This is a genomic window from Paraburkholderia sp. ZP32-5 (genome assembly GCF_021390495.1).
Classification (GTDB): domain Bacteria; phylum Pseudomonadota; class Gammaproteobacteria; order Burkholderiales; family Burkholderiaceae; genus Paraburkholderia.
Map to the genome: position 1 here is coordinate 1,295,899 of NZ_JAJEJP010000002.1, position 24,540 is coordinate 1,320,438.

Sequence of the window (24,540 nt, forward strand, 5' to 3'; positions counted from 1 at the left end):
CGACCCCCATCGAACTCGAACCGGATGCCTCGGTGCCGATAGGAGGAGTGCATATGCACGTATAAAAGAAACGACAACTGGTAGTCCCATCCTTGCAATTCGAGAAATGAACAAAGAGAACTGGTGGAGATAAGGAATGAGGAGGTTTTTCGTTGCAGTTTCAATCCTGGGCACCGTCGCCGGAACGGCGCATGCGCAAAGCTCAGTGACGTTGTACGGTCTTCTTGATGAAGGCCTGCTGTTCAATACGAACGCCAAGAACATCGTGAATGGCAAGAACGTCGGCGGCCGGCAATGGTCGGTCGATTCCAACACAGGCACGCTGGGCAGCCGCTGGGGCATCCGGGTCATCGAGGATCTCGGCGGCGGGATGAACGCTGTTGCGGTGCTGGAGTCCGGTATCAACGTCAGCACGGGTCAGTTCGGCCAGGGCGGTACGGCATTCGGCCGGCAAGCTTATGTGGGTCTTGGCAGCAAGAGTTACGGCACGGTCACGTTGGGTCGCCAGTACGACAGTGTCAACGATTACGTCGGCCGCTATGGTTTCGCCGCGGCGTTCGGCGGTTCGGCAACCGAGCATCCGGGCGACATCGATAACGTGAACCACACGTATCGCCTGAACAACACGATCAAATATACGAGCCCGAATTTCAGCGGCCTGACCTTCGGCGGTACCGCGAGCCTCGGCGGCGTGGCAGGCAACATTTCGCAATCGAGCGGCTACACGTTCGGCGGCAACTACGCACGCGGTCCGCTCGGCATTGCCGTTGCGTACGTGTTCTTCAAGGATCCGGCCGCGCTGGGCTCGATCCTGAACAGCAATGCAAGCGCGTCGACATTCGGCTCGCTGAACTCGGGCTATCTGGGCGCGAAGCCGGCGAACTCGCTGCAGATCATTACGGCGGGCGGCTCGTACCAGATCGGCAGTGCGCTGATCGGCGCGGTGTATTCGAACACGAAGTACATGAATATCGGCGCGTTCAACGGTGCGACCGCAACCTTCAACAGTTTCGAGTTGAACGCGATGTATCGCATTACGCCGTCGTTCGCGATTGCCGGCGAATACAACTACACGAAGGGCAATGCGGTGAAGGGCGACATCGGCGATCAGACTTACAACCAGTACTCGCTGCTGTTCGACTACACGTTGTCCAAGCGCACCGATCTGCTTCTGCTCGGCACGTTCCAGAGCGCAAGCGGTATCAACTCGACGGGCACGGCGGCGGTTGCCAATATCGGCAATCTCGGCGATTCGTCGAACAATCATCAGGCCGTGGCACGCGTCGAGATCCGCCACAAGTTCTAGACGCACCGCCTGGGTTGGGTGAAGGCGAGGACATCGGCCGATGTCCTCGCCTTTTTTACTTCGGGGTCGCAGGCCGCGGAGTACCGGCATCGGACACACAACGACGATTTCCGGACGATCGGCGATAGCTGCTACTCCCTATAGCTCGTATCCAGCCGATCAAGCATCCGCAGCATGGCCGGCCATTCGAGCTCCCCGTAACGCCGCGTGACGTTCGGTTGCCATTGCGCATTGGCTTTCGCGACGATCTCAGGCGAGGGAATCACGAGTTCCGTGTTGCATGCCATCGCATCGATCTGTGTTTTGCACGCCAGTTCCAGCCGGTACATGGAATTGAACGCCTCTGGAATCGACGGCCCGACCGCGAGCAGGCCGTGGTTGCGCAACACCATGACTTCCGCGTCGCCCAGATCGTCGACCAGACTCTGTTGCTCGGCGAGATCGATCGAAATGCCTTCGAAGTCGTGATAGGCAACGCGCGCGAAGCGGGTCGCCGTTTGTGTGAGCGGCAGCAATCCGCACTTCAATGCCGACAGTGCCATTCCCGCGCGCGAATGCGTATGGATGACGCACTTCGCGTCTGGCCGGCCCCGATGAATCGCGCCGTGAATGACAAAACCCGGCCGGTTGAACCCGTATTCGAGTTCCGGTTTCGCGAGCACATTGCCGTCGAGATCGATCTTCATCAGATTCGACGCGGTGATTTCCGGATACAGGAGGCCATACGCGTTGATCAGAAAGTGATGCGGCTCATCGGGCACCGCTACCGAAATATGGTTGGCAATCATGTCCGTCATTCCATACACCGCGACCAGCCTGTAGCAGGCGGCCAACTCGACGCGCGCGTCCCACTCGGCACCTGAAACCTTGTCTCTCACCGAAGCGACCGTCACACCCGTTCTCAGCATCATGTTCTCCTGTCTGGCGATCCACCGCGTTGTGAGTGCGCAAAACTCACATCGCATTCAAAAAAATGCTGCCCGATCGAACTCGCGAGGCCGTTCTGCAGATAGACGCATTTCTTCAGTTTCGTGATTTAGCTGCTTCTGCGTCCGTCCTCTTGCGTGTCAGCGAGGCGACGCCGCAATCAATGACGCGTCGACTTCGTCGAACGAACACCGCCCGACGAGCGCCAACGTACGATCTATCTCATCCCGAAACACGCTGAGCGCGTGGCTCACGCCCGCCTCACCGCCAGCACCGAGGCCATAGAGCGCCGCCTTGCCGATGATGACCGCGTCGGCGCCAAGCGCGATCGCCTTGACGACATCCGAGCCACGCCGGATCCCGCTATCGACGATTAGCGTGGTGGACTTCGACAGCGCAGCCCTGAATTCGGGCAACAGATCGATTGGCGCCATCGCCGAATCGAGATTGCGTCCGCCATGATTCGACAGCACCACGCCATCGACGCCATGTTGCTGCGCTGTCACCGCGTCCTGTGCGGACAGCAGACCTTTGACCAGAAGCTTGCGCGGCCAGCGCTCACGCAATACCTCGACGTCGCGCCAGGTGACCGATGCCGCATTGGCGAGCCGCACGGGCGCGCCGGTAATCTTGCCGCCCATTCCGTCGGGATAGTTCGCGTAGCGTGGTACGCCGCCGTTCAGCATGTAGCGCCCCATCACACCGAACAGCCAGCGCGGATGCACGGCGATGTCGCGCGTCATACGCGGTGTCAGCCGGAACGGATTCGTAAAGCCATTGCGGGCATTGAATTCGCGGTTCGGCATCACCGCAGTGTCGACCGTCAGCATCAGCGTTTCGACGCCGGCCTCGCGCGCGCGTTCGATAACCGCATATGACAACTCGCGCTGTTCCCACAGATACGTTTGCATCCACATCGTGCCGTTGGTCGCATCGAATATCTTCTCGAGCGGTGTGGTCGAACTGGTGGAGAGCGTGAATGGAATGCCGGCCCGAGTCGCTGCTTTTGCCAATGAGAGTTCGCCCTCGTACCACAGGATATCGGCGACACCCGTCGGTCCGATGATCAACGGCATGCTTTGCTGGTGACCGAATACGGTCCGTTGCAAATTCCGGTTCGACACGTCCACCAGATGACATGGCCTCAACTTGATGCGCTGGTAGCGTTCCAGATTGTTGGCGAGCGCAACGTCATCTTCGGTGCCGCGGTCGATGAAATCGAATACACCGCGCGGCAGACGACGCTTCGCCAGTTCACGGAGATCGTTGATGTTATAGGCACGGTGCTGCACGTTGGTCATAGGGTGCATCCGACGTTCTACGATCCTGATCGATTTTGAAAGTATGAATAACTGCAGTGCACGTATCGCAATCAGTATCGACAATGCAGATCGGCGCGCTCCAGGCACAACGGGGTGTCCCGCTATTCGATCGTGGCCGACGCAAAGCGCGCCTGACCTTCATCGGCGAAAATCCGACCGATATCGCCGGGCGCGTTGCCGAACGCATCGACGAGTTCGGCTCCGCCGCGCGCGAGTGCGCCGGTCTGCGTCGCTGCGTCCGCAGGCCTGCATGTTCATGGTGTAGTGCGTATCCATGATGGTCTTCCGGGCCTATAGATGCACGAGGTTGAGGAGCGGCTCTTCCGCCTGAAGACGCCGAAGATTTTCCCGGCAAAGCAAAGCCAGCTTTTCGAAGGCGGGGCCATCGTCGAAGGCGGCGAGGTGGGGCGACATGATGACCTGTTCGATGCCCCAGAGCGGATGATTCGCCGGCAGCGGCTCCGGCTCCGTCACGTCGAGGCCGGCGCCGGCCAGCTTGCCGGCAGTCAAGGCCAGGATAAGTGCTGCCTGGTCGATCACCTCGCCACGGGAGACGTTGACGAGGACCGCGGTCGGCTTCATTGCCGCGAGAGCCGCCGTGTCGATCAGATGCCGGGTGTCTGGTGTGAGCGGCACGCACAGGACGACGACATCCGCCTCGGCGAGAGCAGTCTTCAGCCGGCCGACAGGTTCTATGCGTTCCACAGGCAGGCTGTCCGCACCGGAAGGCAGTGTCCGGCAGACAGCGATGACGCGCATGTCGAAGGCCCTGGCTCGACGCGCTACCGCTCGTCCGATATTGCCGAGCCCGACAACGAGGATCGTGCGACCGGAAATGCCGCCAAGGGCTTGCACCGCGTAATTCCGGTCCCATCGTGCGTACTGGCGCAGACGCTCATAGGTCGGCAAAGCTCGCAAAAGTCCCAATAGCAGGGCCATCGCGTGATCCGCGACGGAGGCCGCCCAAACGTCACCGGCACTTGTCAGGACGACATTCTTCGGCACACCGAGAGCCCGGAATGCGTCGATGCCAGCCGCGCTGGCCTGCACCAGTTGCATCCGCGGGGAGCGGGCGATCGCGGCCACCATCTCGGGTGTGTAGGAGCCGTTCTGCATGATCGCCACATTCAGATCGCCGACCGCGTCAGCGAGTGCGGCTGCGTTGTGAAATGCCCTGGCCTCGACACCTTCCAGTGCGTTGCAGATTTCTACGACCGTTGCCATACCGTTGGTGAGATAGACACCGACATTCAACATCGCGACGACCCTCAAGGAAAAATGCGAACCACCGCGTTCGGCGACACCGAGTCGATATCGCCGACGCCCAGCAGTGCCATATCCCGGTCTACCTCCTCCCTCAGTAGTCCAATCGCGTGCCGGACGAAGGGATCGCCGCCTGCGACGGCCGCATAGAGAAACGGCCGGCCGACCAGCACGAAGTCGGCACCCAGTGCCAACGCTTTGAGGACATCGGTGCCGCGTCGGATGCCGCCGTCGAGGATCACCTTCATTGCTTTTGCCTCGGCGACAATCTGCGGTAGAACGCGCAGCGCCGCCGTGGCCGTGTCGAGCTGCCGGCCGCCGTGATTGGACACGATGATGCCGTCCACACCGGATTCGCGGGCGATTCGCGCGTCCTCGCTCGACAGGATGCCTTTCAGAAGGAAGTTGCCGTTCCAGCGCCGCCGTATCAGTTCCACGCTTTTCCAGCTGAGCGCATCGCGCCGGCCCAGTACGCGGGTCGAAAGACGCGAGAAGAACGGCGGGCCAGGGGTCGCGTCCATGTTTTCGAAATGCGGCATGCCGTGATTTGCGACCGTCCTCAGCGCCGTGCCGAACAACCAGGCCGGATGGGTCGCGCCTTGCCATACCAGCCTGACACTGGGACGGACCGGGATGCTGAAGCCGCTGCGAATATAGTGTTCACGATTGGAGCCGACCGGCACGTCGGCGGTCAGAATCAGCGTGCGGAAATTGGCGGCGGCGACACGATCGACCATGGGCTCGATGCGCTCGTGATCGGCCGGCAGATAGGCCTGGAACCAGGCGTGTGGGCAGGCTCGCTGAATGTCCTCGAGCGGAATGACGGACGCGGCACTGACCACCATCGGGATGTTGGCCGCGGCGGCGGCACGTCCTAGCGCCAGATCTCCGCGATAGGCACAGACGGCAGCGCCCCCCATCGGGGCGATCCCGAAGGGGGACGCATAGCGATGTTCAAACAGTGTCACGGCCTGGCTGCGCGCCGACACGTCCGTCAATACGCGAGGCACCAACGCGTAGTCGGAGAACACCGTCCGATTGTGTCGCAGCGACGCGTTGGTCTCGACCCCCTCGCGGATGTAGCTGTAGAGCATCGGCGGCAACCGGCGACGCGCCGCCGCTTCGAAGTCATTCAACGACAGGTAGCGCCGGCGTTCCGCGGCGCTCAGCTGTTTTACGGCCGGCATCTCAACAGGATTCGACGAAATCTCGGTGGTCGACATCTAAACGTCCTTTAAGGTCGGTCGGGGCGGATCAGGCACGCGCCTGGGTACCCAGGCTGCGTCGATGACGATCGCAATCGCCCGGCAAGACTTCTGGATTCGGGAGGCTCGCGGATCTCTCTCAACCCGGGATTCCGGGCATCCGCTCACCGGCGATGCAGGCTATGTCGTCCAGCATTCACCGGTGACGACGGCCATATGCGGACAGCCCTCACGTTATGGCGCGCCATCAGACGATGATCGTGCGGCGAGGGCGTCGCGGTCTGTCCGTCAGTGCAGTCGGCCGGCGCCGCGGCGGCTTGTGCAGATGCGTTGCCGCAGTCATGTCCTCGTTTCGATGCCGGCCGTGAGCGGCGGCCGGCGATACTGCGAGACGCGTATCTGCGAAGCGAACGCCGCGGCGACCAGCAGACATAAGCCCATCACCCACAGCCCGGCTGAGAATGATCCGGTGGCGCTTCGAGCGACGCCCACGATATAGGGGCCGAGGAACGAGCCAATCGAACTGATCCCGTTCATGGCGCCCATCACGGCGCCCGCCACGCTTCCCGGCAGCATGTCCGCCGGGATCGACCACAACACCGGCTGTGACGCGTACAACAACGATCCGGCAACGATCATCAAGGCGACGTTGACCAGTAGTGAATTCGTCTCGAACGTGAGGCCGCCGATCACGAGCGACAAGCCGCAGATCGTGATTGCACAGGCCGCGAGCGTCCGGCGATTCTGCGTCTTGTCGGAAATGAACGTCATGCATTGCATCACCACGATTGCCACCACGAACGGGGCGGCGCTGAGCCAGCCGACCGAGGCGGGACTCAGCGACCGCCCCTGGGCCAGCACGCTCGGCAACCAGATGGAGAAGCCCAGGAAGCCGATGTTCCACAACACGACGACGATCGAGAAGAAGATCACCGGCAAACGGCGCATCTGTGCACCCAGCGTGGCTTTACCTTTGCTGGTGTCGTTGGGCGAAGGTGCTTGCAATGCCAGATGATGGACCAGTTCCCTTCGGTCCTCCGGCGTCAGCCATTTCGCCACGGCTGGCGAGTCGGCGGCGCCCCAGTACCAGACCGCGGCCCAGGCGATGGGGACGATGCCCTCGATAATGAAGAGGTCGTGCCAGCTGCCGAAGGTCAGGATATAGCCGGCGGCGGGGCCGCTCAGAATGGCCGCAAGCGGATAGCAAAGCTGCCACACGCCGTTCGCGCGTGCCCGTTCTTCCGCCCCGAACCAGTTCCTCACGAATAGCAGGAAGGTAGGAAAGATACCGCCTTCGAGCACGCCGAGGAAAAAACGTATCACGACGAGCTGTGTGGCCGTGGTCACGAAGGCCTGGAGCAGTTCTGTGATGCCCCAGAGCACGAGTAGCCAGGTAATGAGAACGCGGCCGTACCCCTTATCGGCAAAGCGGCCGCCGAAGACCTGGGATACGCCGTAGCCGAGAAAAAGAGCCCCGGAAGCGAAGCCGAGTACGGATGCACTGAGGGCGAGCTCGGTGCCCATCGTGGGGATGGCGAAACTGATGTTCGTGCGATCCATGAAAGCGATGATGAACGTGATCATCATCAGCGGCAGCAATCTGTACCATCTCTTGTGCATGATCATCTCCTCCTATGTAGGTTCTATTTTTTTGTCGTTGTCTGCTTCATGCCCGGGTTCATGGCGAGCCCGGGCGTCACCTTTCGAAGAACGGCTCAGGAGCATCGGATTGGTTGAGCATCGCCGGTGCTTCGAATATGCCGTGGCGGCGCATGCGCCGCGCGATATCGTCTGCTGTCGTGACCTGTTCCGGACTGCCGGTCATCGCCATTAACTGCTTCCAGCAGACCAGGTCCAGCAGACGAATACTTTTGAATGCTCCCGCGGCGCACGGGCAGACAAACTTAAGCGGCCCATGATTACGCAGGCTCACGCGCTTCACATTCATCACGCCACCGAGCGGCACCCACCGATACGCGGTCGGCAAAACAATGCGCGCCTGCCATTCATCAGGCGTTATCTGATCGCGCATTGGGCTTTGGTGTTTCGAGCTCGACAGTGACATCGCATTACTCCTCTTTCGTCAGGGGTTGGGTCTGCAAACCGTTCTCGAAAGGGCCTGATTTCTGTCGTTCAATATAGATGAGGCGCCGCAAGCCGAACGCTTCCAATTTGCGCCAATCGAGTTTCCAATCGCGAAACAATCCTCGAAAGTCCCCGGTGGTAACGTTCGCACAATATGTTACGGTCTGGACATACCAGCTTTGGGTACGCTACCTCCAGACCGGAACGAGCAGATGAACACGGCAAAGACCGTGTTCCAGCCAATCGTGCCTGGATGAACTGGAGGGAACAGGACCATGTCTACGCAACCACACCCGCGTGGCTTCGCGGAACTTCTCGCCTGGCAAGCCTCCCGCGTCGAGGACGTATTGGATCCGGAGCTTCCGGTTATCGACGCGCACCATCATCTGTGGCGACGGCCGCCTCATACGTATCTCTCGGACGCTTTTGCAGAAGATATTGGGAGCGGGCACAACATACGCGCGACGGTCTTCATCGAGTGCGACGCGATGTACAAGCCATCGGGTCCACCCGAATTACGTTCGCTCGGCGAAACGGAATTTGCGAATGGTGTCGCGGCGATGAGTCTTGCTGGAGCCTTCGATGGCCGGCAGGTTTGCGCCGGCATCGTCGGCAGGGTTGAACTGGCGCTGGGCGATGCCGTTCGCCCGCTTCTGGAAGCGCATATCGTTGCGGGTGGAGGGCGTTTCCGTGGCGTGCGGAACCACGCCAACTACGCACCCGGCGTCACGATCGGCGCCCGGCAAGCACCGGCGGGTGTTCTTCTGGCAAAGGATTTCCGCCGGGGTTTCGCTCATTTAGCCCCGCTTGGGCTGAGCTACGACTCCTGGCAATTCTTCGAACAGATTCCTGACCTGACAGACTTGGCGCGCGCCTTTCCCGATACGCGGATCATTCTTAACCACGTGGGCGGCATTCTCGGCATTGGACCTTACCGGCGCGAAAACTATTTCGGCGCCTGGCGCAAGATGGTCGCAGAACTCGCGACTTGTCCGAACGTCTTCATGAAGCTCGGCGGGTTGGGCATGGAGACCAGCGGTTTCGATCATTTTCACCGGGATGCTCCGGTATCCTCAGCGGAACTCGCCGCGGACTGGCAGCCTTATATCGACACATGCATCGAAATGTTCGGAACGGCGCGCTGCCTTTTCGAAAGCAATTTTCCCGCTGACAAGCAGTGCGGCAGTTATCGCACTCTGTGGAACGCTTTCAAACGCGTGGCCGCGGGTTATTCGTCCACCGAAAAACACGATCTTTTCTACGGAACAGCCGCATCGGCTTATCGGCTGGAGATTTGATACTGTCATGGACCGGCTCAAGCAGATCAGGATATTTACGGAGGTCGCCCGCGCCCAGAGCTTTTCCGCGACGGCGAGGCGGTTCGGTATGTCGCGCGCAAGTGTGACCAAGCATATCGCCGCGTTGGAGCAGGCCTTTTCCGTACTGCTGCTGAACCGGACGACGCAGCACGTCGTCCTGACCGAGACGGGGCGGCAGCTGATGGAGGGCGGTACGCGGCTTCTCGATGATTTCGATCTTCTCGAAGCACGGATCCGCAATGCGGAGAGCGAACCCCGTGGGACCATCCGCGTCGGCACGCCGCCCACTTTCGGCGCCACCCGTCTGATGCCAGCCGTCGTCGCTTTTACGAAGAAATATCCAGACATTCGCGTGGCTCTGCACCTCGACGACGGATCCGCCGATCTCGTTCGCGATAGTCTCGACGTCTCCCTGCGCATTACGAATTTCTTGAGGGATTCGAGCCATGTTGCCCGGTTCCTGGTCCATGTCCCCCAGGTGCTGGTTGCCGCGCAATCCTACATAGACGCTCACGGCTCACCACAGGTGCCGTCTGATCTGCTGCAGCACAATTGCCTGGTTCATCGTATGAACGCTCCCGTTGACACCTGGCGATTCGGTAAAGATGGCGGCGGCCAGATTGCCATCCAGGTCTCTGGCTCGATCAGCTCCAATTTCGGCGAGGTTCTCCGGACATCGGCATTGCTCGGTGCCGGAATTTCTTTGCATGCGAGCTACATGGTCGAGGAAGACATCCGCTTGGGGCGGTTGAAGGTCGTGATGCCGGATTTCGAGCCGCTTGGCTTCGTTGTCAATGCCATCTATTCGCGCCGGAATCCTCCCGCCAGGGTGTCGATGTTTCTCGACTTCCTGCGGGAATGGTTTCCGTGTAACGCGAGCGGCCCGGATAAAAACAGGATGGCTGGCGGGGCGGATGACCCCGGTCTTTCCACTATCGATAGCAGCGGTCTGGCGCCGGTTCGTCCGGAAGATCGCGATCGTGAATGCTAGTTGTGCACGCGCTTCACTACCCGCAAGCCCCGACCTCTCCACACGCGGTGCAAAAATCGCAACCATCCTTGCGAATCACCGCATTCGCGCCGCACGAACCGCATTTGCGGCCGAGCATCGTATGCAGCCCTTGCGTGGTATTGGGTTGCATCAACGTGTCCGCATGGTCGTCGGGATTCGGACGGATGCCAAAGTCAGCCGATAACGCCGTTTCCGTTTTCATCTGCCCGCGCGGCAGACGCGCGAGCATCCGCGACGCGACCTGATTGCCTTCGGCATCGAGAAAACCGCGCCGATACAGAATCTGCTGGATCGCGAACGCGAGCGCCGCGACTTCCGAATCGTGCCAGCGCGGTGCGCGATGACCATCGAGCCGCTGCACGTCACCAAGACGCACCTGGCCGCGATCCCACGACACCTTGCGCATGTCCTGCAGATTGCGCGCGACGAAGCCGCCGCGCGCGGCAAGCGACAGCGAACGCATCGTCGCGGTGATCCACTGCTGCGATTCGTCGCGCTGACCGGTGGGGATAAAGAACTCGATCGGCCGCTCGATCGTCACATCCTCGCCGTTAAGACGTCCGGTTACTTCGATGAACGACGCCGCCACATACAGCGATTTCTTGCCCGCCTGGGTCAGATACTCGACCTTCTCGATGATCGCCGGCAGTTCGCCTCTCGGCCGATGATCGATCGCGATACGCAGCGGATCCAGGTCCGCGTCGGCGAGCGTGTCGTCGGCCTGCGCCGGTGTCACGCTCAGCACCGCGCCGAGCGTGTCGTTCGGCCGGTAGGTGGCGAGACCCTTCAGGCCGCTTTTCCATGCATCGAAATAGAGGCTTTCGAACGCGTCGAACGGATAGTCGGCCGGCACGTTGACGGTCTTCGAAATCGACGTATCGACGTAGGGCTGCACCGCCGCCATCATGTCGAGATGATCGCGCGCCGACATCTGCAGCGCGCTGACGAAATAGTCCGGCAAGCGGTTCACGTCGCCGCCCATCTCGCGATAGAGCCGGTATGCGTAGTCCTCGACGTCGAACGATTCGCGCCCGCCGTCGGCCATCATCTTCATGCGCTTGTAGGTCCACGAGAACGCCGGCTCGATGCCGTTCGACGCGTTGTCCGCGAATGCGAGGCTCACGGTGCCGGTCGGCGCGATCGACAGCAGATGGCTATTGCGGATGCCGTCGCGGCGGATCGCCTGCTGGATGTCGTCGGGCAGCCGCGACGCGAACGTGCCGGCCTCCAGATAGCGCGCGGCGTCGAATAGCGCGAATGCACCGCGCTCCTTCGCGAGTTCGACCGAAGCGCGATACGCTTCGTCGCGCATCAGCCGCGCGATGCGCACCGCGAAGTCGCGGCCTTCCTGCGAGTTGTAGCGCAGTCCCAGCATCACGAGCGTGTCGCCGAGGCCGGTGAAGCCAACGCCGATGCGCCGTTTCGCGCGCGATTCGTCGTATTGCTGCGGCAGCGGCCACAGCGTGACGTCGAGCACGTTGTCGAGGAAACGCACCTGGGTACGCGTGCGTTGCGCGAGCGCATCCCAGTCGAACGATGGCTTGCGGCCCTGTAGCTGCGCGAACGGATCGATCACGAAGCGCGTCAGATTCAGCGGGCCGAGATTGCAGCAGCCGTACGCGGGCAGCGGCTGCTCGCCGCATGGATTGGTCGCGCGGATCGTTTCGACCGCGCGCAGATTGTTGTCCTCGTTCATCCGCGAGATGAACACGATGCCGGGCTCGGCGATGTCGTACGTCGAGCGCATGATGCGGTCCCAGATCGCGCGCGCCGGATGTTCGCTGTAGACCCACAGACCATCGTCACGCTGCTGCACGTCGCCGGCCGCGCGCAACGCGGGCGATGGTTCCGCGCGATGCACCAGTTGCCATGGCTCGTCGTTTTCGACCGCGCGCATGAATTCGTCGGTGACGCCGACCGATACATTGAAGTTGTTCCAGCGCCCCTTCGAATGCTTGGCCTCGATGAATTCGAGCAGGTCGGGGTGGTTGCAGTCGAGCACGGCCATCTGCGCGCCGCGCCGCGAGCCCGCGCTTTCGACGGTACGGCACGATGCGTCGAACACGTCCATATAGCTGCAGGGCCCCGACGCCGACGAACTGGTCGTGTGAACCCGGGCGCCTTTTGGCCGGATCGCGGAGAAGTTGTAGCCGACGCCGCCGCCGCGGCGCATCGTTTCGGCAGCCTGCAGCAGCGCGACGTAGATGCCCGGCAGTCCTTGCTCGTCGACACCTTGTATCGAGTCGCCGACCGGCTGCACGAAGCAGTTGATCAGCGTCGCGGCGATGCCGCTTCCCGCCGCGCTCATGATGCGGCCCGCGCCGAGCGCGCCGTGCCGCAGGTTGTCGACGAACAGCGCCTCGACCGACGCGCGCAGCTCCGGCGGCTCGGCTTCGGCGACGCCGCGCGCGACGCGCCGGAATACGTCGTCGGCCGACTGTTCGTCGCCCTTCGCGTATTTCTCGAGCAGCACGTCGAGCGAGAATTGCTGCGGCGCGATTAGCGGGGCAGGCGGTGTGGAAGAAATGGGGGAAGCTGAGGATGCGGAGGTGGCGCGGGTTTGCGGCGTGTCTTCTGCCATGATGGGCCCTCAAACGGCGTCGCGGCGGGCGCGGCGCGGTGGATGGGCGCGGCGCTCTTATGCCGGGTGGTACGCGGGCGGGTAGCGGGCCTCCCGGCATAAGAGCGGGCGCAACGAGTCCACCTTAGCGCACGGAGAGAGGGGCGGCAACCGGCGCGCTCGGCTGGCGGTGTCGTGCGTCGGGCGAGGCCGGAGAGCGGCATACCTGTGCCGCGGCGGGGCGCGCGGGTGATCAGAAAATCAAGGCGGGATCAACGCGGGGTCAAAAGCGGTATCGAGGCGGCAACACGAGCGCGAATCGCAACGCGCAACGACGGGTAACAACAAACAACGACCCGCGTGGAACATCACGGCGGACGGGACCGGCCCGTCAGCGTCAGGCGGCTTCGAGAAGCGGTTCAAGGATTTCAGCGCAGATCATCGCGGATGCATTCGATGGCGCCGGGCGTTCCGCCGGCTTGAACACCGCGTCGCCGCGGCGGATCTTGCGGCGCGATACCGCGCAGGTGCCCGACGTATGCGCCGAGCGGCGGCGCCAGCGCTGCTCGCCATAGTGACAGCGGCCGGGCTCGACCCAGCGGATCACCAGCGTCGTGTCGGAGCGCTCGAGAATTTCGATGCGTACACCATTGGTACCGTCGAGTGGGATGGACTCCAGGGTCATCATCATCGGCTCCGTATTGTGGACAGCCGAATTTAGTACCGCGCGCGACGAAGTGCCATTGTGCCGCCGTTGAAACACTGTTCTGCAAACAGCAATAATCACGCGCGCCGCGTGCGATTGGCTGAAATGGCGACGGATGAGCGCTTTTTATGTGATTTTTTAATAAGGCGCATTTTTGCAACGCTGTGTTGCCGGCAGTGAGACAAGGAGTGCCGCCTATAAAGGGTTCCGGCGCTTCCTTTAAGATGTGTCGATCGCAAACCGAAGCGCAAGTGTAGCGGGTTTGATATTTTCAGGTCGGCTCGCGCGCACCTTCTCGAAGAATCAAGGCTTTATATGATTTCACGCCCTCCGTCCGTTCCTCCCGCGGCTCCGCCGCCGTCCGCCGCGGCGGAGCGCCTGACCAAACAGAAAGCGGCGTCGCTCGCGCTGTATATCGGGCTCGTGCTGCTCGCGCTGTGGGTGGTGCGCGATTTCATCGTGGTGGTCGCGTGGGCGGGCGTCGTCGCGATCGCCTTGTGGCCGCTGTTGCACAAGGTGGAGGGCGTGCGCTGGTTCAACGGTCGCACGACCTTGATCGCCGCGGTGTTCACGTTGCTGATCGCGCTGCTGGTCGTGCTGCCGGTCGCGCTCGGCATCGCACAGGCGCTGCATGAGGCACACGAGCTCAACGACTGGTTCAGGAGCGCGCAGGAAAACGGTATTGCGCTGCCGGGCTTTATCGAGCGTCTGCCGTTCGGCGTGCCGCAGATCAGCGCATGGTGGCAGGCCAATCTCGCGCAGCCGCTGCGCGATTCGGCGGCGATCAAGGGCTTGCATAGCGAGACCGTGATGACGCTCGGCCGCCATTTCGGCGCGCGGGCAGCGCGCGCGGCGGTGGTGTTCGCGTTCATGCTGGTCACGCTGTTCGTGATTTTCCAGGCGGGCCCGCGCCTGTCCGGCTCGCTGCTGCGTGCCGCACGGCGCGGTTTCGGCGACAGCGGCGCGGAACTGGTTCAGCGTATGGCGGTGGCGGTGCGCGGCACGGTGTCCGGACTGGTCGTGGTCGGTGTCGGCGAGGGCGTGCTGCTCGGCATTGCCTATGTCGTGACCGGCTTGCCGCATGCGGCGCTGCTTGGCCTCGTTACGGCGATCGCCGCGATGCTGCCGTTCTGCGCGCCGATCACGTTTGGTCTCGCGGCACTGTGGCTGCTCGCGCAGGGCTCGGTGGCCGCGGCGATCGGGCTCGTGGTGTTCGGCTCGATCGTCGTGTTTGTCGCCGAGCATTTCGTGCGGCCGGTGTTGATCGGCAACTCGACGCGCCTGCCGTTTCTGCTCGTGCTGTTCGGTATCCTCGGCGGCGCGGAGACGTTCGGCCTGCTCGGCATCTTCATTGGCCCGGCGCTGATGACCGTGCTGATGGTGCTGTGGACCGATCTCGTGCGGTAGCGCGCCCCTAGTCCCGCGATGCGAGCGGGTTCGCGACCGGCGCGCGAGGTGCCGGTCAGTCAGATCACGGCCGCTGATTCGACGGATGCTCCTGCGCCGGCGGCTTCACGCAGCCGAGCGTGTATTTGAGCGCGGCGGGCAGCAGCGCGCTCCACACGTCCCACGTATGGCCGCCATCGATAATGCGCAGCGCCGCCGGATTGCCCGCGAGCCGCAGATGCGTGTACAGCAGTGACGCGTCGGCCTGGATATCGAGGTCGTCGTCGCCGGATGCGATGAACATCGGCAAGCGATACGGCCCGCTCATATAGCGATCCCACTGCGCCGGATAGTTGAGTTCGTGCCAGACGCGCGGATCGAACTGGCGCTCGCCGAATACGCCGACGCGCCGCGCCGCCGACGCGCGCGGCGGCTCGTTCGCGTAGATCGCCGGGCTCAGCAGCAGCGCGCCGCAGAACAGATCCGGCTGGGTCAGCGCATAGCGCAGCGCACCGAAGCCGCCCATCGACACTCCGCCGATCATCCGGCCGCCACGTTGCGTCGCCACCGCGTAGTGCGCTTCGATCTCGGGCAGCAGATCGTCGAAGAACGCGGTCTCCATCTTTTCCTTGCGGTCGACGTACCAGTCCGTGCCGCCTTGCGGCATCACGATCACGACGGGCGGGATTTCCTTGCGCTCGATCAGCGCGTCGGCGGTGCTTTGCAGATGGCCTTGCGTGATCCAGTCGTTGGCGTCGCCGTTATTGCCGTGCAGCAGGTAGAGCACCGGCAGGCGCGGGCCGTCCGGGCGGTAGCCGTTTGGCAGATAGATCGTGTAATTCCAGTCGCGGCCAAGCGCATCGGAATGAAAGCCGCGGCTTGCGACCGTGCTTGCGAACGCGGGCGCGCCAGCGGCGACGGCGAGCAGAACCAGGGCGAATTGGAGGAATCGACGCATGTCAGTATGGAAGGCCGGCGCGGGGTTCGCGCGCGGCCGTCATGCTATCAGTATTGGTGCCGGATTTGACTCGGGTGGAGGCCGGAGCGGGTGGGGTTTGCTGCCGTTCACGTCGGCTTATGGGGAAGAAGCCGCGCGTGAAGCCTCCGACATGCTTGAGCGCGCTTCGACTTCAGCGCGCTTCAACTTCACCTTCAACGTCAATGCGCGTCACGCACTCCGACGCATTCGGCGTACTCAGGCCGACGTCCCAAGCCGCGCGGTCACGAAGCGCCCGACGAAGCGTTTGCACGGCTCGACGCCGAGCGCAACCGCGAACAACGCGCCGACTGCCGCCGCATCCGCGAGCAGCCCGAGCGGATAGTTCAGGTAACCGTCGGTGGCCGCGTACAGCACCGAATCGATCACCAGCGAAATGACCGCGCCGGCGATAAAGCACAGCAGCCCCTGACGCCCGATCAGTCCAACCCACGGCAGCCGCCGCGCGATTTTCTTCGCCCAGCCGAGTTCGATCAGATTCGCGGTCAGCCACGCGATCGCGAGGAAGTTGCCCGCGCGCAGATACGACAGATTCTGCTTGAGGTCCGGGGCCAGCGGCGCATGCATCAGAACCAGCTTGTAGTACGCGGCGCTTGCGACCACCGCGAACGCGAGCACGCTGACGAGCCAGCCGAGCCGATGCGCGCTGATGCGCTGATAAACCGGCTGACAGCGCGCGAGCACGCCGAGCACGAACAGCAACTGCCATGCGAACGGGTTGAAGTCCCAGTGCATGTCCGGCGCGGCGGGCAGATAGCTGCCGATCGCCGGCGCGCCCGCCCACAGCGCGACGCTGCCGGCAAGCAGCAGCCACGGCTTGCGGCGCGCGAGCGGCAGGATCGCCGGCACCAGCAGTGCGAAGAATGCGTACATCGGCAGCACCGACGCGAGATACGGCTGGCGGCGCAACAGCACGATGTCGCGCAGCGCGGCAAGCGGCGTGTCGAGCAGATCGTCGAGATCGGTGGTGGCGAGATTCGGCCCGTCGATGCTGAGTGCCGTCAGCACCGCGCTGACCAGCAGCATCAGGCCGGCAGTCACGAGAAACGCGCGGTAGATTTCGAACGAACGCCGCAGGAAGCGGCTGCGCGCGATGGTTTCGTTGCGCCGTTCGGCGAGCGCCGCGTAGGCGGTGGCGGTCGCGAAGCCGCCGAGGAACACGAAGACTTCGGCGGCATCGCACAGCGCGTACGCATGCAGCGTGACGCGCGACAGAATGCTGCCGCCGATGTGATCGACAACGATGATCAACAGAACCAGTCCGCGAAAAAAGTCGAGTTCGATCAGACGGGAAGACGATTGTTGCATTGTTCGAGCCAAAAGAAAGCCATGTGTGACGGCGCGCTGATCCAGCGCGGCGGGCGTCTCACAAGGCTTTTTTATAGGGGATTGGGTGCTGCCGCGGGCAGGCGATCCGTGCTGGCATCGTCCGCGCCTCGCGTCGCCGCATTCGGCCGGCTGTGCAACACGCGGCGTCAACGGGTGTAAAGATGACCCTTTGGGTGATGCGGAGTTCCGTTGCATCGCAGCAAAGGGCGCACGATTATATTTCTTTTTGTGACGAATCCGCTGCGGGCGTCGCAGCGCCGTGGCCCGTTTACCCGAAGCCGGCCTGCGAAAGAAGGGGGAGCTGCACGCAGTGGAGAATTAGCAACATTCTGGATGATCGGCGCATCCTCTCATGGACGGCCAGCCGATGGCGTGTGACGATTTCTGGAACACGGAACGGCAACGAAGCAGTCTCCAGAACTGCGGAAAATGTCGACAAGAAAGCGCATCAAGAACAAAACGGCAGGATCGAGTTATCGAACTACTCGAGGTGCAGGGAGATCATCATGAACAAGCAAGTGTTCGCGCTGGCTGTCTCCGTTGCTGCGTCCGCCGTTCTGGTCGTGCCTGCCCGCGCGCAGACCAGCGTCACGCTGTATGGCGTGATCGATGAAGGGATCAACTATACGAACAATGTCGGCCGCGGCCATGTGTATGAACTCGCCAGCGGTCTCGCGCAAGGCAGCCGCTGGGGCCTGAAAGGCTCGGAAGATCTGGGCGGCGGGCTCAAGGCGATCTTCCAGCTCGAAAGCGGCTTCGATGTCAATTCCGGACGGCTCGCGCAGGGCGGGCGCCTGTTCGGCCGCCAGGCGTTCGTCGGTCTCAGTTCGCAACCGTATGGCACGCTGACGTTCGGGCGTCAGTACGATTCGGTCGTCGACTATCTGGCGCAGACCACCGCCAACGGCAGTTGGGGCGGCGAGCTGCTCTCGCATCCGTACGACAACGACAACACCGACAACACGTTCCGCCTCGACAACACGGTCAAGTACGCGAGCCCGTCGATCTCGGGCTTCCAGTTCGGCGGCACTTACAGCTTCAGCAACGACACCAGCTTCGCGAACAATCGAGCGTACAGCTTCGGCGCACAGTACGCGTACGGCGGACTGCTGGTCGCCGCCGCCTATCTGCAGGCCGACAATCCGGGCAACGGTTCGAACGGCGCGATCACCGCGAACGACGCCGGCTTCGTCGCGACCCGCATGCGCGTATTCGGCGGCGGCATCACCTATACGATCGGGCCGGCGACGGCCGGCTTCGTCTACAGCAACTCGAACTATCTGCAGCCGACCGCCAACGGCTACCTCGGCATCGAGCCGCTGGTGCCGCTCGTGCCGGCCACCCCGCCCGGCATATTGCTGAATTCGCTGAAGTATCAGAACTTCGAGGTGAACGGCAAATATCAGATTTCGCCGGTGCTGTTCGTCGGCGCGCAGTATGTGTACACGATGGAAACCTACGATGCGTCGAACGGCGGCGTAAAGCCGCGCATTCATACGTTCGGGCTGATGGCGGATTACAACCTGTCCAAGCGCACCGACGTCTATCTGCAGGGCGCGTATCAGCAGGTCACTGGTGACTCGACGCTGTCGATTCTCGACTACGCGTTTATCCCCGGCACGCAGTCGCCTTCGTCGACGTCGAAGCAGGTCGTGGTGCGCGCGGCGATCCGGCATAAGTTTTAGTTTTTCGCGCGCGCTGGTGCTTGTCGGTTAGCGCTGGTGTGGCCGGTTCGACGCTAGCTCAGGCGTCCTGCTCCATACGCTTGCCGGTGCTCCAGGCTGACGTTCGCTTCACGCGCTTCCCCAGCGCGGCTGTCTTTCCCGCACTCCCATCCCGATTCAACACCAGGCGGCCCGCCGGCCAAGCCGCGACGCCGCGCGGATAGACGTCGGGCGCTCGCCAGCTCCTGACGCCGCGTCCTTAACCTCGCCCTTCGCCGTTATTGCCACCTACCGCATCCCACCGCGATTCAAGTTCCGCTGGTGTTTGCCGATAAGGCAATGGTCAATGATTGTGAATTGTCATCGGAATGCAACGTTTTTGCCGCTTTTCGCGTCGGCAACCCGCTGTGCCGTAACCGCTGAAATGCGGTTGGTAAGGTTTGTATCAGTGTGTGTGGCGCGAGATTTTTTTATTAAAGGGCACTTTACAATTCCGCGAGATTTTTGATCAGTCATCTGGCCTTCATCCGGCCAGTCCATGAATACAAGCAGGAGTCGAACAGGATGAGAAAACGCTTCGACAAAAAGATGCAGGCCAGTCTCGCCGGCGTGTGGCTCGCGCTGGCACTCGGCGGTTGCGCGAACTTCGGGCAACAGAACGCGCAGAATGGTGCGGCAACGGGCACCACCGCCACAGCGGGCGTGCCGGCGACGGATACGGACGCCGCGACCGACGCCACCGCGGCATCCGCGCAACTGACGATCGATGCCCACCAGCACGGGTCGCTGAAGAAGTCGCCGCCGCTCGTCTATCGCGTCAGGCGCGGCGACACGCTTGCGCGCGTCGCGCAGCGTCATCACTGCAGCGTCAAACAGTTGCAGGCATGGAATGGGCTGAAGGCATCGGCGCGGCTCAAGCCAGGACAGGTACTGCATGTCGTGTCGCCGGAAACGGCGCGGCAGGTGAAGCTGGCCAATGCCAATGCAGCGGCCGCCGCGAAAGCCGCGGTGGGTTCCACGCCGACGCCGGCGCCAGCATCGGCGGCACCACAGACGCCGGCCCAGGCTTCGTCACAAGCCGCGCCAGCGCCCAACGCCGCCACGGTCCACGAAGTGACGCAGGAAACCAACCGGCACGCGAACAGCGTGACGCTCGCGTGGCCCGCGTCGGGCAGCGTGGTCGAAGCATTCCAGCCGGGCGAAACACGCGGTATCGAAATCGGCGGCAAGCCCGGCGATCCGGTGCGGGCCGCCGCCGACGGCAAGGTGATGTACGCGGGCACCGGTCTGAATGGTTACGGCAGCCTGATCATCGTGCAGCACAACAAGGATTTTCTGACCGCGTATTCGCATAACCGCAAGCTGCTGGTCAAGATGGGCGACGTCGTGCGTCAAGGGCAGCAGATCGCGGAGATGGGCGACGAAAATAACTCGCGCGTGTCGGTCGGCTTCGAGGTCCGTCGCGACGGCAAGCCGGTCGATCCGATGCCGTATCTGCCGCAGGGGCGTGGCTAGTTCCGGCGTCGCCCAGTCCTTTCCTCCAAACATCCCGCAAAAGCTCACCGTTGTTTTAATCAGCAAAGCCAGGAGATCCGTTCGGCGACGCATTCGCGTCGCCGTTCTATCGATGAAAGCGCAACGCCGCGCGCCCGCATTCTTACGAACCAGGTACGAAATACCTTCAAATAAGGGGGATTCGTGCTGACGACGAAAGTAAAGCTCAGCGATTGCCACGCAATTCATCGATCGTGAGAAATAAAGCTTGCGTCGATCAATCGCGTATCGCGGCGTGAAGCCGCTTTCTGAACGGTGAGGAGATTCGGGAGCCGGCGGCGTATCTATCGATCGTTCAGCCGAACGATTCGAACATACGCCGCCTCGCCGCGATTCGTGTGCGCTTCCGACTACACCGCCTGCGCACCGCGCAACAGCCGCGATACTTCGCCGTGGTAATGCAGGATCGCGGGGTCGGCCTGCAACAGCGGCAGATAACGCGGCAGGAAACTATTGTTCGGCTGATCCGCCGAAAACAGCCCGACGACGGCCTCTGCGGTCGCGAGCCGATCGCCGGCATCGGCTTCCGCATCGTCGAGAATTTCGTCGACGCTCGCGATCACCGTCGATAGCGGCGCGAGCCAGCGAAATCCCGAACCGTTGATCAACACCTGCAGAAACGCCGCCGGCGTCACCGGGCCGAATTCCTTTTCGTACGACGCGCGCTCGTGATCGAGAATCGCCTTGTGCAGTGCGAGCAGTGGTCTGCGAATGTCCGAGAGGAATTGAGTACATTGCGGGTCGTTCATCGGCGGCTCCTGCGGCTGAGGTGACTCGACGTAATCGTGCGTCGCAATGCGATGCCTTGCGCGATGCATGGCGGCGTATCGACCGGCGTCCGTCACGCTGACGGGTCGATGCGTCGATGGTAACGCATAGATTCGCGTCCAGGTTCGATGGACTATGCGGCGAGCATCGGCGGCGGCCACGGTCCTTTTTTCTTCCGTCGTTGCGCTGCATCGCGTGCTGCGCAGCCGCACGGCGAAGTTTCTTTTCCACGACTACAATCGGCCGGTCTATCAGCGACGCCTGCTCAGCCGCTGCCCGCCTTGCGCCGCGCATTAGCGCGACGTGCCGAACAAACAGGGTGAGTTCTCGCGATCTGGCGCGGCGTTGCGATCTAAAACCGCCTGACCACAATCCACCTCGACCGGAGCCGCCCATGACAACGTTCAATATCAACGGCCAAACCCACACCGTCGACGCGCCGCCCGACATGCCCCTGTTATGGGTGCTGCGCGATCTCGTCGGCCTCACCGGCACCAAGTTCGGTTGCGGCATCGCTCAATGCGGCGCCTGCACCGTGCATCTCGACGGCGTCGCGGTGCGCTCGTGCGTACTGCCCGCGGCAGCCGTCGGCGAGCGCAAGATCGTCACGATCGAAGCGGTCGGCGACACGCCCACGGGGCAGAAAGTGCAGCAGGCATGGCGCGAACTCGACGTCGTGCAATGTGGCTACTGTCAGTCCGGGCAGGTGATGTCGGCGGCCTCGCTGCTTGCGCGCAACCCCGATCCGAGCGACGCGGACATCGATGCCGCGATGGCCGGCAACATCTGCCGCTGCGGCACCTACAACCGCATTCGCGTGGCGATCAAGCATGCCGCGAAGGGGGCCTGACATGTCCCAGCGATGGTTCGATACAGACAACGGCACGCGGCGCCCGAACGCGCGGCTGCATGACGACACACTCAGCGACCCGCACAACGCCCCCGGTATCTCGCGGCGCGGCTTCCTGAAGCTCGGCGTCGCGGTGGGTACGGCGGCGAGCGGCGCTCTGCTGCTCGGCTTCAGCGTGCCTGCCGTGAGTCAGGACCAGAAGACCGGCAAGACCGTGATCGGCGGCGATGCGAACGAGGCGCCGCAAAGCGGCGTGTTCGAACCGAATGCGTTCATCCAGATCGATACCGCCGGCAAGGTCACGCTGGTGATGCCGAAGGTCGAAATGGGCCAGGGCGTGTACACGTCGATTCCGATGCTGATCGCCGAAGAACTCGAAGTGCCGCTCGATGCGGTCACGCTTGATCACGCGCCGCCGAACGAAAAGCTCTTCAAGGATCCGCTGCTCGGCGGCCAGTTGACCGGCGGCTCGACATCGATCCGCTACGCGTGGGAGCCGATGCGTCGCGCGGGCGCGACCGCGCGCGCGATGCTGATCAATGCGGCCGCCGCGCAATGGCAGGTCGATCCGGCCAGTTGTCACGCGCAGGCCGGGCAGGTGATTCACGCGGCCAGCAACCGCACGGCGAGCTACGGTCAACTCGTGCAGGCCGCGGCGACGCAGACGGTGCCGCAGAACGTGCCGCTGAAAGACCCGAAGGATTTCAAGCTGATCGGCACGCCCGCGAAGCGTCTCGATTCGCCGGAAAAAGTGGACGGCACCGCGATGTTCGGGCTCGACGTGCGTCTGCCCGACATGGTCTACGCGGCGATCTCGACCTGTCCGGTATTCGGCGGCACGCTCGCGAGCGTCGACGATACGCATGCGAAAACGATCCCCGGCGTGCGCCAGATCATCAAGGCCGACAACGCGGTTGCGGTGATCGGCGATCACACCTGGGCCGCGAAACGCGGCTTGCAGGCGCTCGATATCAAATGGAACGAAGGAGCGGGCGCGCAGGTATCGATGAAGACGATCGTCGACGATCTCGCCGCCGCGTCACAACGCAACGGCGCGGTCGCGCGCAAGGAAGGCGACGTGCAACGCGCGTTCGGCGACGCGAAGACGCGCGTCGACGCGGTGTACCAGCAGCCGTTCCTCGCGCACGCGACGATGGAGCCGGTCAACTGCACGGTCCATGTGCGCGCCGACGCGTGCGAAGTGTGGCTCGGCTCGCAGGTGCCGACGCGCGTCGTCGATGCGGCCGCGGCGGTCACGGGCCTGCCAGCGGACAAGATCATCGTGCACAACCATCTGCTCGGCGGCGGCTTTGGCCGGCGGCTCGAAATCGATATGGTCACACAGGCGGTCAAGGTCGCCAAACAGCTGTCGACGCCGGTCAAGGTGGTCTGGACGCGCGAGGAAGACATCCAGCACGACATGTACCGGCCGTACTACTACGACACGATCTCCGCCGGGCTCGACGCGAACGGCAAGCCGATCGCGTGGCAGCATCGGATCGCCGGTTCGTCGATCCTCGCGCGCTTCGCGCCGCCCGCGTTCCAGAACGGGCTCGACCGCGACGCGGTGGAAGTGGCCTCCGATCTGCCGTACGACCTGCCGAACCAGTTGGTCGATTACGTACGCCAGGAGCCGCGCACGATTCCGACCGCGTTCTGGCGCGGCGTCGGGCCGACGCGCGGCACGTTCGTTGTCGAGAGCTTCGTCGACGAACTCGCCGCGCACGCGAAGATCGATCCGGTGCAATACCGGCGCAGTCTGCTCGGCAAATCGCCGCGCGCGCTGAACGTACTCAACGTGGCCGCGCAGGCCGGCAACTGGGGCAGCGCGCTGCCGCAGGGGCAGGGGCGCGGCGTATCGGTGATGCACGCGTTCGGCAGCTTCTTCGCGATCGTGCTCGACGTGGCGGTCGAAGACGGCGAGGTGACGGTCAAGCGCATCAACTGCGCGGTCGATTGCGGGATGGTCGTCAATCCGAACACGATCGAGGCGCAAGTGCAGGGCGGCATCATCTTCGGCATCACGGCGGCGCTTTATAGCGAGATCACGATCAAGGACGGCCGCGTGCAGCAGAACAATTTCACCGACTACCGGATGCTGCGTATCAACCAGACGCCGCCGATCGACGTGCATATCGTGAAGAGCGGCGAGGCGCCGGGCGGCATCGGCGAGCCGGGCACCGCGGCGCTCGCGCCCGCGTTGACCAATGCGATCTACGCGGCGACCGGCAAGCGGCTGCGGCAATTGCCGGTCGGTCGTCAACTGCACACCGCATGACGCGAAGGA

General features: G+C 62.9%; 20 protein-coding genes. 9 read left to right on the forward strand and 11 right to left on the reverse strand.

The genetic code is table 11. From position 1 onward, the window contains the following. Positions 1–136 precede the first annotated feature (136 nt). Positions 137–1,306, forward strand: a complete 1,170-nt coding sequence (locus tag L0U82_RS24545) for a porin (RefSeq protein ID WP_233835303.1) — start codon at positions 137–139, stop codon at positions 1,304–1,306. A gap of 131 nt (positions 1,307–1,437) precedes the next feature. Here L0U82_RS24545 and L0U82_RS24550 read toward each other — a convergent pair whose 3' ends face one another. Beyond that, positions 1,438–2,214, reverse strand: a complete 777-nt coding sequence (locus tag L0U82_RS24550; RefSeq protein ID WP_233837477.1) for a class II aldolase/adducin family protein — start codon at positions 2,212–2,214, stop codon at positions 1,438–1,440. A gap of 159 nt (positions 2,215–2,373) precedes the next feature. Then, entirely contained in the window at positions 2,374–3,534 is a 1,161-nt protein-coding gene (locus L0U82_RS24555; protein WP_233835305.1) for an alpha-hydroxy acid oxidase, read from the reverse strand. Positions 3,535–3,590: 56 nt separating this feature from the next. Between L0U82_RS24555 and L0U82_RS39995 the strand changes: the two genes are divergently transcribed. Next, positions 3,591–3,833, forward strand: coding sequence for a helix-turn-helix domain-containing protein (locus L0U82_RS39995; RefSeq protein WP_442793659.1), 243 nt, complete (start codon positions 3,591–3,593; stop codon positions 3,831–3,833). A 13-nt stretch (positions 3,834–3,846) separates the two neighbouring features. Here L0U82_RS39995 and L0U82_RS24560 read toward each other — a convergent pair whose 3' ends face one another. The 4 genes from L0U82_RS24560 to L0U82_RS24575 all read right to left on the reverse strand — a co-directional run bounded on the left by L0U82_RS24560 (position 3,847) and on the right by L0U82_RS24575 (position 8,088). Then, a complete protein-coding gene (locus L0U82_RS24560) occupies positions 3,847–4,812 on the reverse strand; it encodes an NAD(P)-dependent oxidoreductase (RefSeq protein ID WP_233835307.1) in 966 nt (321 codons plus the stop codon). An 11-nt stretch (positions 4,813–4,823) separates the two neighbouring features. Further along, positions 4,824–6,041, reverse strand: a complete 1,218-nt coding sequence (locus tag L0U82_RS24565; RefSeq protein WP_233835309.1) for an alpha-hydroxy acid oxidase — start codon at positions 6,039–6,041, stop codon at positions 4,824–4,826. Positions 6,042–6,362: 321 nt separating this feature from the next. Then, positions 6,363–7,643 carry an MFS transporter gene (locus L0U82_RS24570; protein ID WP_233835311.1) on the reverse strand — a complete coding sequence of 427 codons (1,281 nt, stop codon included), beginning with the start codon at positions 7,641–7,643 and terminating at the stop codon, positions 6,363–6,365. A 76-nt stretch (positions 7,644–7,719) separates the two neighbouring features. Then, a complete protein-coding gene (locus L0U82_RS24575) occupies positions 7,720–8,088 on the reverse strand; it encodes a hypothetical protein (protein ID WP_233835314.1) in 369 nt (122 codons plus the stop codon). A 295-nt stretch (positions 8,089–8,383) separates the two neighbouring features. Here L0U82_RS24575 and L0U82_RS24580 point away from each other — a divergent pair, with 295 nt between their 5' ends. Then, positions 8,384–9,406: an amidohydrolase family protein gene (locus L0U82_RS24580; protein ID WP_233835316.1), complete on the forward strand. Its 1,023-nt coding sequence runs from the start codon at positions 8,384–8,386 to the stop codon at positions 9,404–9,406. A 7-nt stretch (positions 9,407–9,413) separates the two neighbouring features. Continuing rightward, positions 9,414–10,418 carry a LysR family transcriptional regulator gene (locus tag L0U82_RS24585; protein ID WP_233835318.1) on the forward strand — a complete coding sequence of 335 codons (1,005 nt, stop codon included), beginning with the start codon at positions 9,414–9,416 and terminating at the stop codon, positions 10,416–10,418. A 16-nt stretch (positions 10,419–10,434) separates the two neighbouring features. Here the strand turns inward: L0U82_RS24585 and L0U82_RS24590 are convergent, their stop codons facing one another. Then, positions 10,435–13,020 (reverse strand): adenosylcobalamin-dependent ribonucleoside-diphosphate reductase, encoded by a 2,586-nt coding sequence (locus L0U82_RS24590; protein ID WP_233835319.1) that lies wholly within the window; start codon positions 13,018–13,020, stop codon positions 10,435–10,437. A 376-nt stretch (positions 13,021–13,396) separates the two neighbouring features. Then, entirely contained in the window at positions 13,397–13,684 is a 288-nt protein-coding gene (locus L0U82_RS24595) for a DUF3331 domain-containing protein (RefSeq protein ID WP_233835320.1), read from the reverse strand. A 336-nt stretch (positions 13,685–14,020) separates the two neighbouring features. Between L0U82_RS24595 and L0U82_RS24600 the strand changes: the two genes are divergently transcribed. Beyond that, positions 14,021–15,112 (forward strand): AI-2E family transporter, encoded by a 1,092-nt coding sequence (locus L0U82_RS24600; protein WP_233835321.1) that lies wholly within the window; start codon positions 14,021–14,023, stop codon positions 15,110–15,112. Between the two features lie 64 nt (positions 15,113–15,176). Here the strand turns inward: L0U82_RS24600 and L0U82_RS24605 are convergent, their stop codons facing one another. Together L0U82_RS24605 and L0U82_RS24610 are read right to left on the reverse strand one after the other, a co-directional pair. Then, positions 15,177–16,049 carry an alpha/beta hydrolase gene (locus tag L0U82_RS24605; protein ID WP_233835322.1) on the reverse strand — a complete coding sequence of 291 codons (873 nt, stop codon included), beginning with the start codon at positions 16,047–16,049 and terminating at the stop codon, positions 15,177–15,179. A gap of 237 nt (positions 16,050–16,286) precedes the next feature. Next, entirely contained in the window at positions 16,287–17,396 is a 1,110-nt protein-coding gene (locus tag L0U82_RS24610) for an OpgC domain-containing protein (protein WP_233835323.1), read from the reverse strand. A gap of 527 nt (positions 17,397–17,923) precedes the next feature. Between L0U82_RS24610 and L0U82_RS24615 the strand changes: the two genes are divergently transcribed. Next, a complete protein-coding gene (locus L0U82_RS24615) occupies positions 17,924–19,102 on the forward strand; it encodes a porin (protein WP_233835324.1) in 1,179 nt (392 codons plus the stop codon). A gap of 543 nt (positions 19,103–19,645) precedes the next feature. Further along, entirely contained in the window at positions 19,646–20,596 is a 951-nt protein-coding gene (locus L0U82_RS24620) for a peptidoglycan DD-metalloendopeptidase family protein (RefSeq protein WP_233835325.1), read from the forward strand. A gap of 389 nt (positions 20,597–20,985) precedes the next feature. On the opposite strand, the gene L0U82_RS24625 is transcribed toward L0U82_RS24620, so the two are convergent. Continuing rightward, positions 20,986–21,384 (reverse strand): hypothetical protein, encoded by a 399-nt coding sequence (locus L0U82_RS24625; RefSeq protein WP_233835326.1) that lies wholly within the window; start codon positions 21,382–21,384, stop codon positions 20,986–20,988. A 413-nt stretch (positions 21,385–21,797) separates the two neighbouring features. On the opposite strand from L0U82_RS24625, the gene L0U82_RS24630 reads away from it, so the two are divergent. Beyond that, positions 21,798–22,253, forward strand: coding sequence for a (2Fe-2S)-binding protein (locus L0U82_RS24630; protein WP_233835328.1), 456 nt, complete (start codon positions 21,798–21,800; stop codon positions 22,251–22,253). Position 22,254: 1 nt separating this feature from the next. Continuing rightward, positions 22,255–24,531 carry a xanthine dehydrogenase family protein molybdopterin-binding subunit gene (locus tag L0U82_RS24635; RefSeq protein WP_233835330.1) on the forward strand — a complete coding sequence of 759 codons (2,277 nt, stop codon included), beginning with the start codon at positions 22,255–22,257 and terminating at the stop codon, positions 24,529–24,531. Positions 24,532–24,540: the final 9 nt, after the last annotated feature.

Bases quoted from the DNA above. Each gene is read 5' to 3' on its own strand.
- L0U82_RS24545 (WP_233835303.1), top strand. From the start codon at position 137: ATGAGGAGGTTTTTCGTTGCAGTTTCAATCCTGGGCACCGTCGCCGGA.
- L0U82_RS24550 (WP_233837477.1), bottom strand. From the start codon at position 2,214: ATGCTGAGAACGGGTGTGACGGTCGCTTCGGTGAGAGACAAGGTTTCA.
- L0U82_RS24555 (WP_233835305.1), bottom strand. From the start codon at position 3,534: ATGACCAACGTGCAGCACCGTGCCTATAACATCAACGATCTCCGTGAA.
- L0U82_RS24560 (WP_233835307.1), bottom strand. From the start codon at position 4,812: ATGTTGAATGTCGGTGTCTATCTCACCAACGGTATGGCAACGGTCGTA.
- L0U82_RS24565 (WP_233835309.1), bottom strand. From the start codon at position 6,041: ATGTCGACCACCGAGATTTCGTCGAATCCTGTTGAGATGCCGGCCGTA.
- L0U82_RS24570 (WP_233835311.1), bottom strand. From the start codon at position 7,643: ATGCACAAGAGATGGTACAGATTGCTGCCGCTGATGATGATCACGTTC.
- L0U82_RS24575 (WP_233835314.1), bottom strand. From the start codon at position 8,088: ATGTCACTGTCGAGCTCGAAACACCAAAGCCCAATGCGCGATCAGATA.
- L0U82_RS24580 (WP_233835316.1), top strand. From the start codon at position 8,384: ATGTCTACGCAACCACACCCGCGTGGCTTCGCGGAACTTCTCGCCTGG.
- L0U82_RS24585 (WP_233835318.1), top strand. From the start codon at position 9,414: ATGGACCGGCTCAAGCAGATCAGGATATTTACGGAGGTCGCCCGCGCC.
- L0U82_RS24590 (WP_233835319.1), bottom strand. From the start codon at position 13,020: ATGGCAGAAGACACGCCGCAAACCCGCGCCACCTCCGCATCCTCAGCT.
- L0U82_RS24595 (WP_233835320.1), bottom strand. From the start codon at position 13,684: ATGACCCTGGAGTCCATCCCACTCGACGGTACCAATGGTGTACGCATC.
- L0U82_RS24600 (WP_233835321.1), top strand. From the start codon at position 14,021: ATGATTTCACGCCCTCCGTCCGTTCCTCCCGCGGCTCCGCCGCCGTCC.
- L0U82_RS24605 (WP_233835322.1), bottom strand. From the start codon at position 16,049: ATGCGTCGATTCCTCCAATTCGCCCTGGTTCTGCTCGCCGTCGCCGCT.
- L0U82_RS24610 (WP_233835323.1), bottom strand. From the start codon at position 17,396: ATGCAACAATCGTCTTCCCGTCTGATCGAACTCGACTTTTTTCGCGGA.
- L0U82_RS24615 (WP_233835324.1), top strand. From the start codon at position 17,924: ATGAACAAGCAAGTGTTCGCGCTGGCTGTCTCCGTTGCTGCGTCCGCC.
- L0U82_RS24620 (WP_233835325.1), top strand. From the start codon at position 19,646: ATGAGAAAACGCTTCGACAAAAAGATGCAGGCCAGTCTCGCCGGCGTG.
- L0U82_RS24625 (WP_233835326.1), bottom strand. From the start codon at position 21,384: ATGAACGACCCGCAATGTACTCAATTCCTCTCGGACATTCGCAGACCA.
- L0U82_RS24630 (WP_233835328.1), top strand. From the start codon at position 21,798: ATGACAACGTTCAATATCAACGGCCAAACCCACACCGTCGACGCGCCG.
- L0U82_RS24635 (WP_233835330.1), top strand. From the start codon at position 22,255: ATGTCCCAGCGATGGTTCGATACAGACAACGGCACGCGGCGCCCGAAC.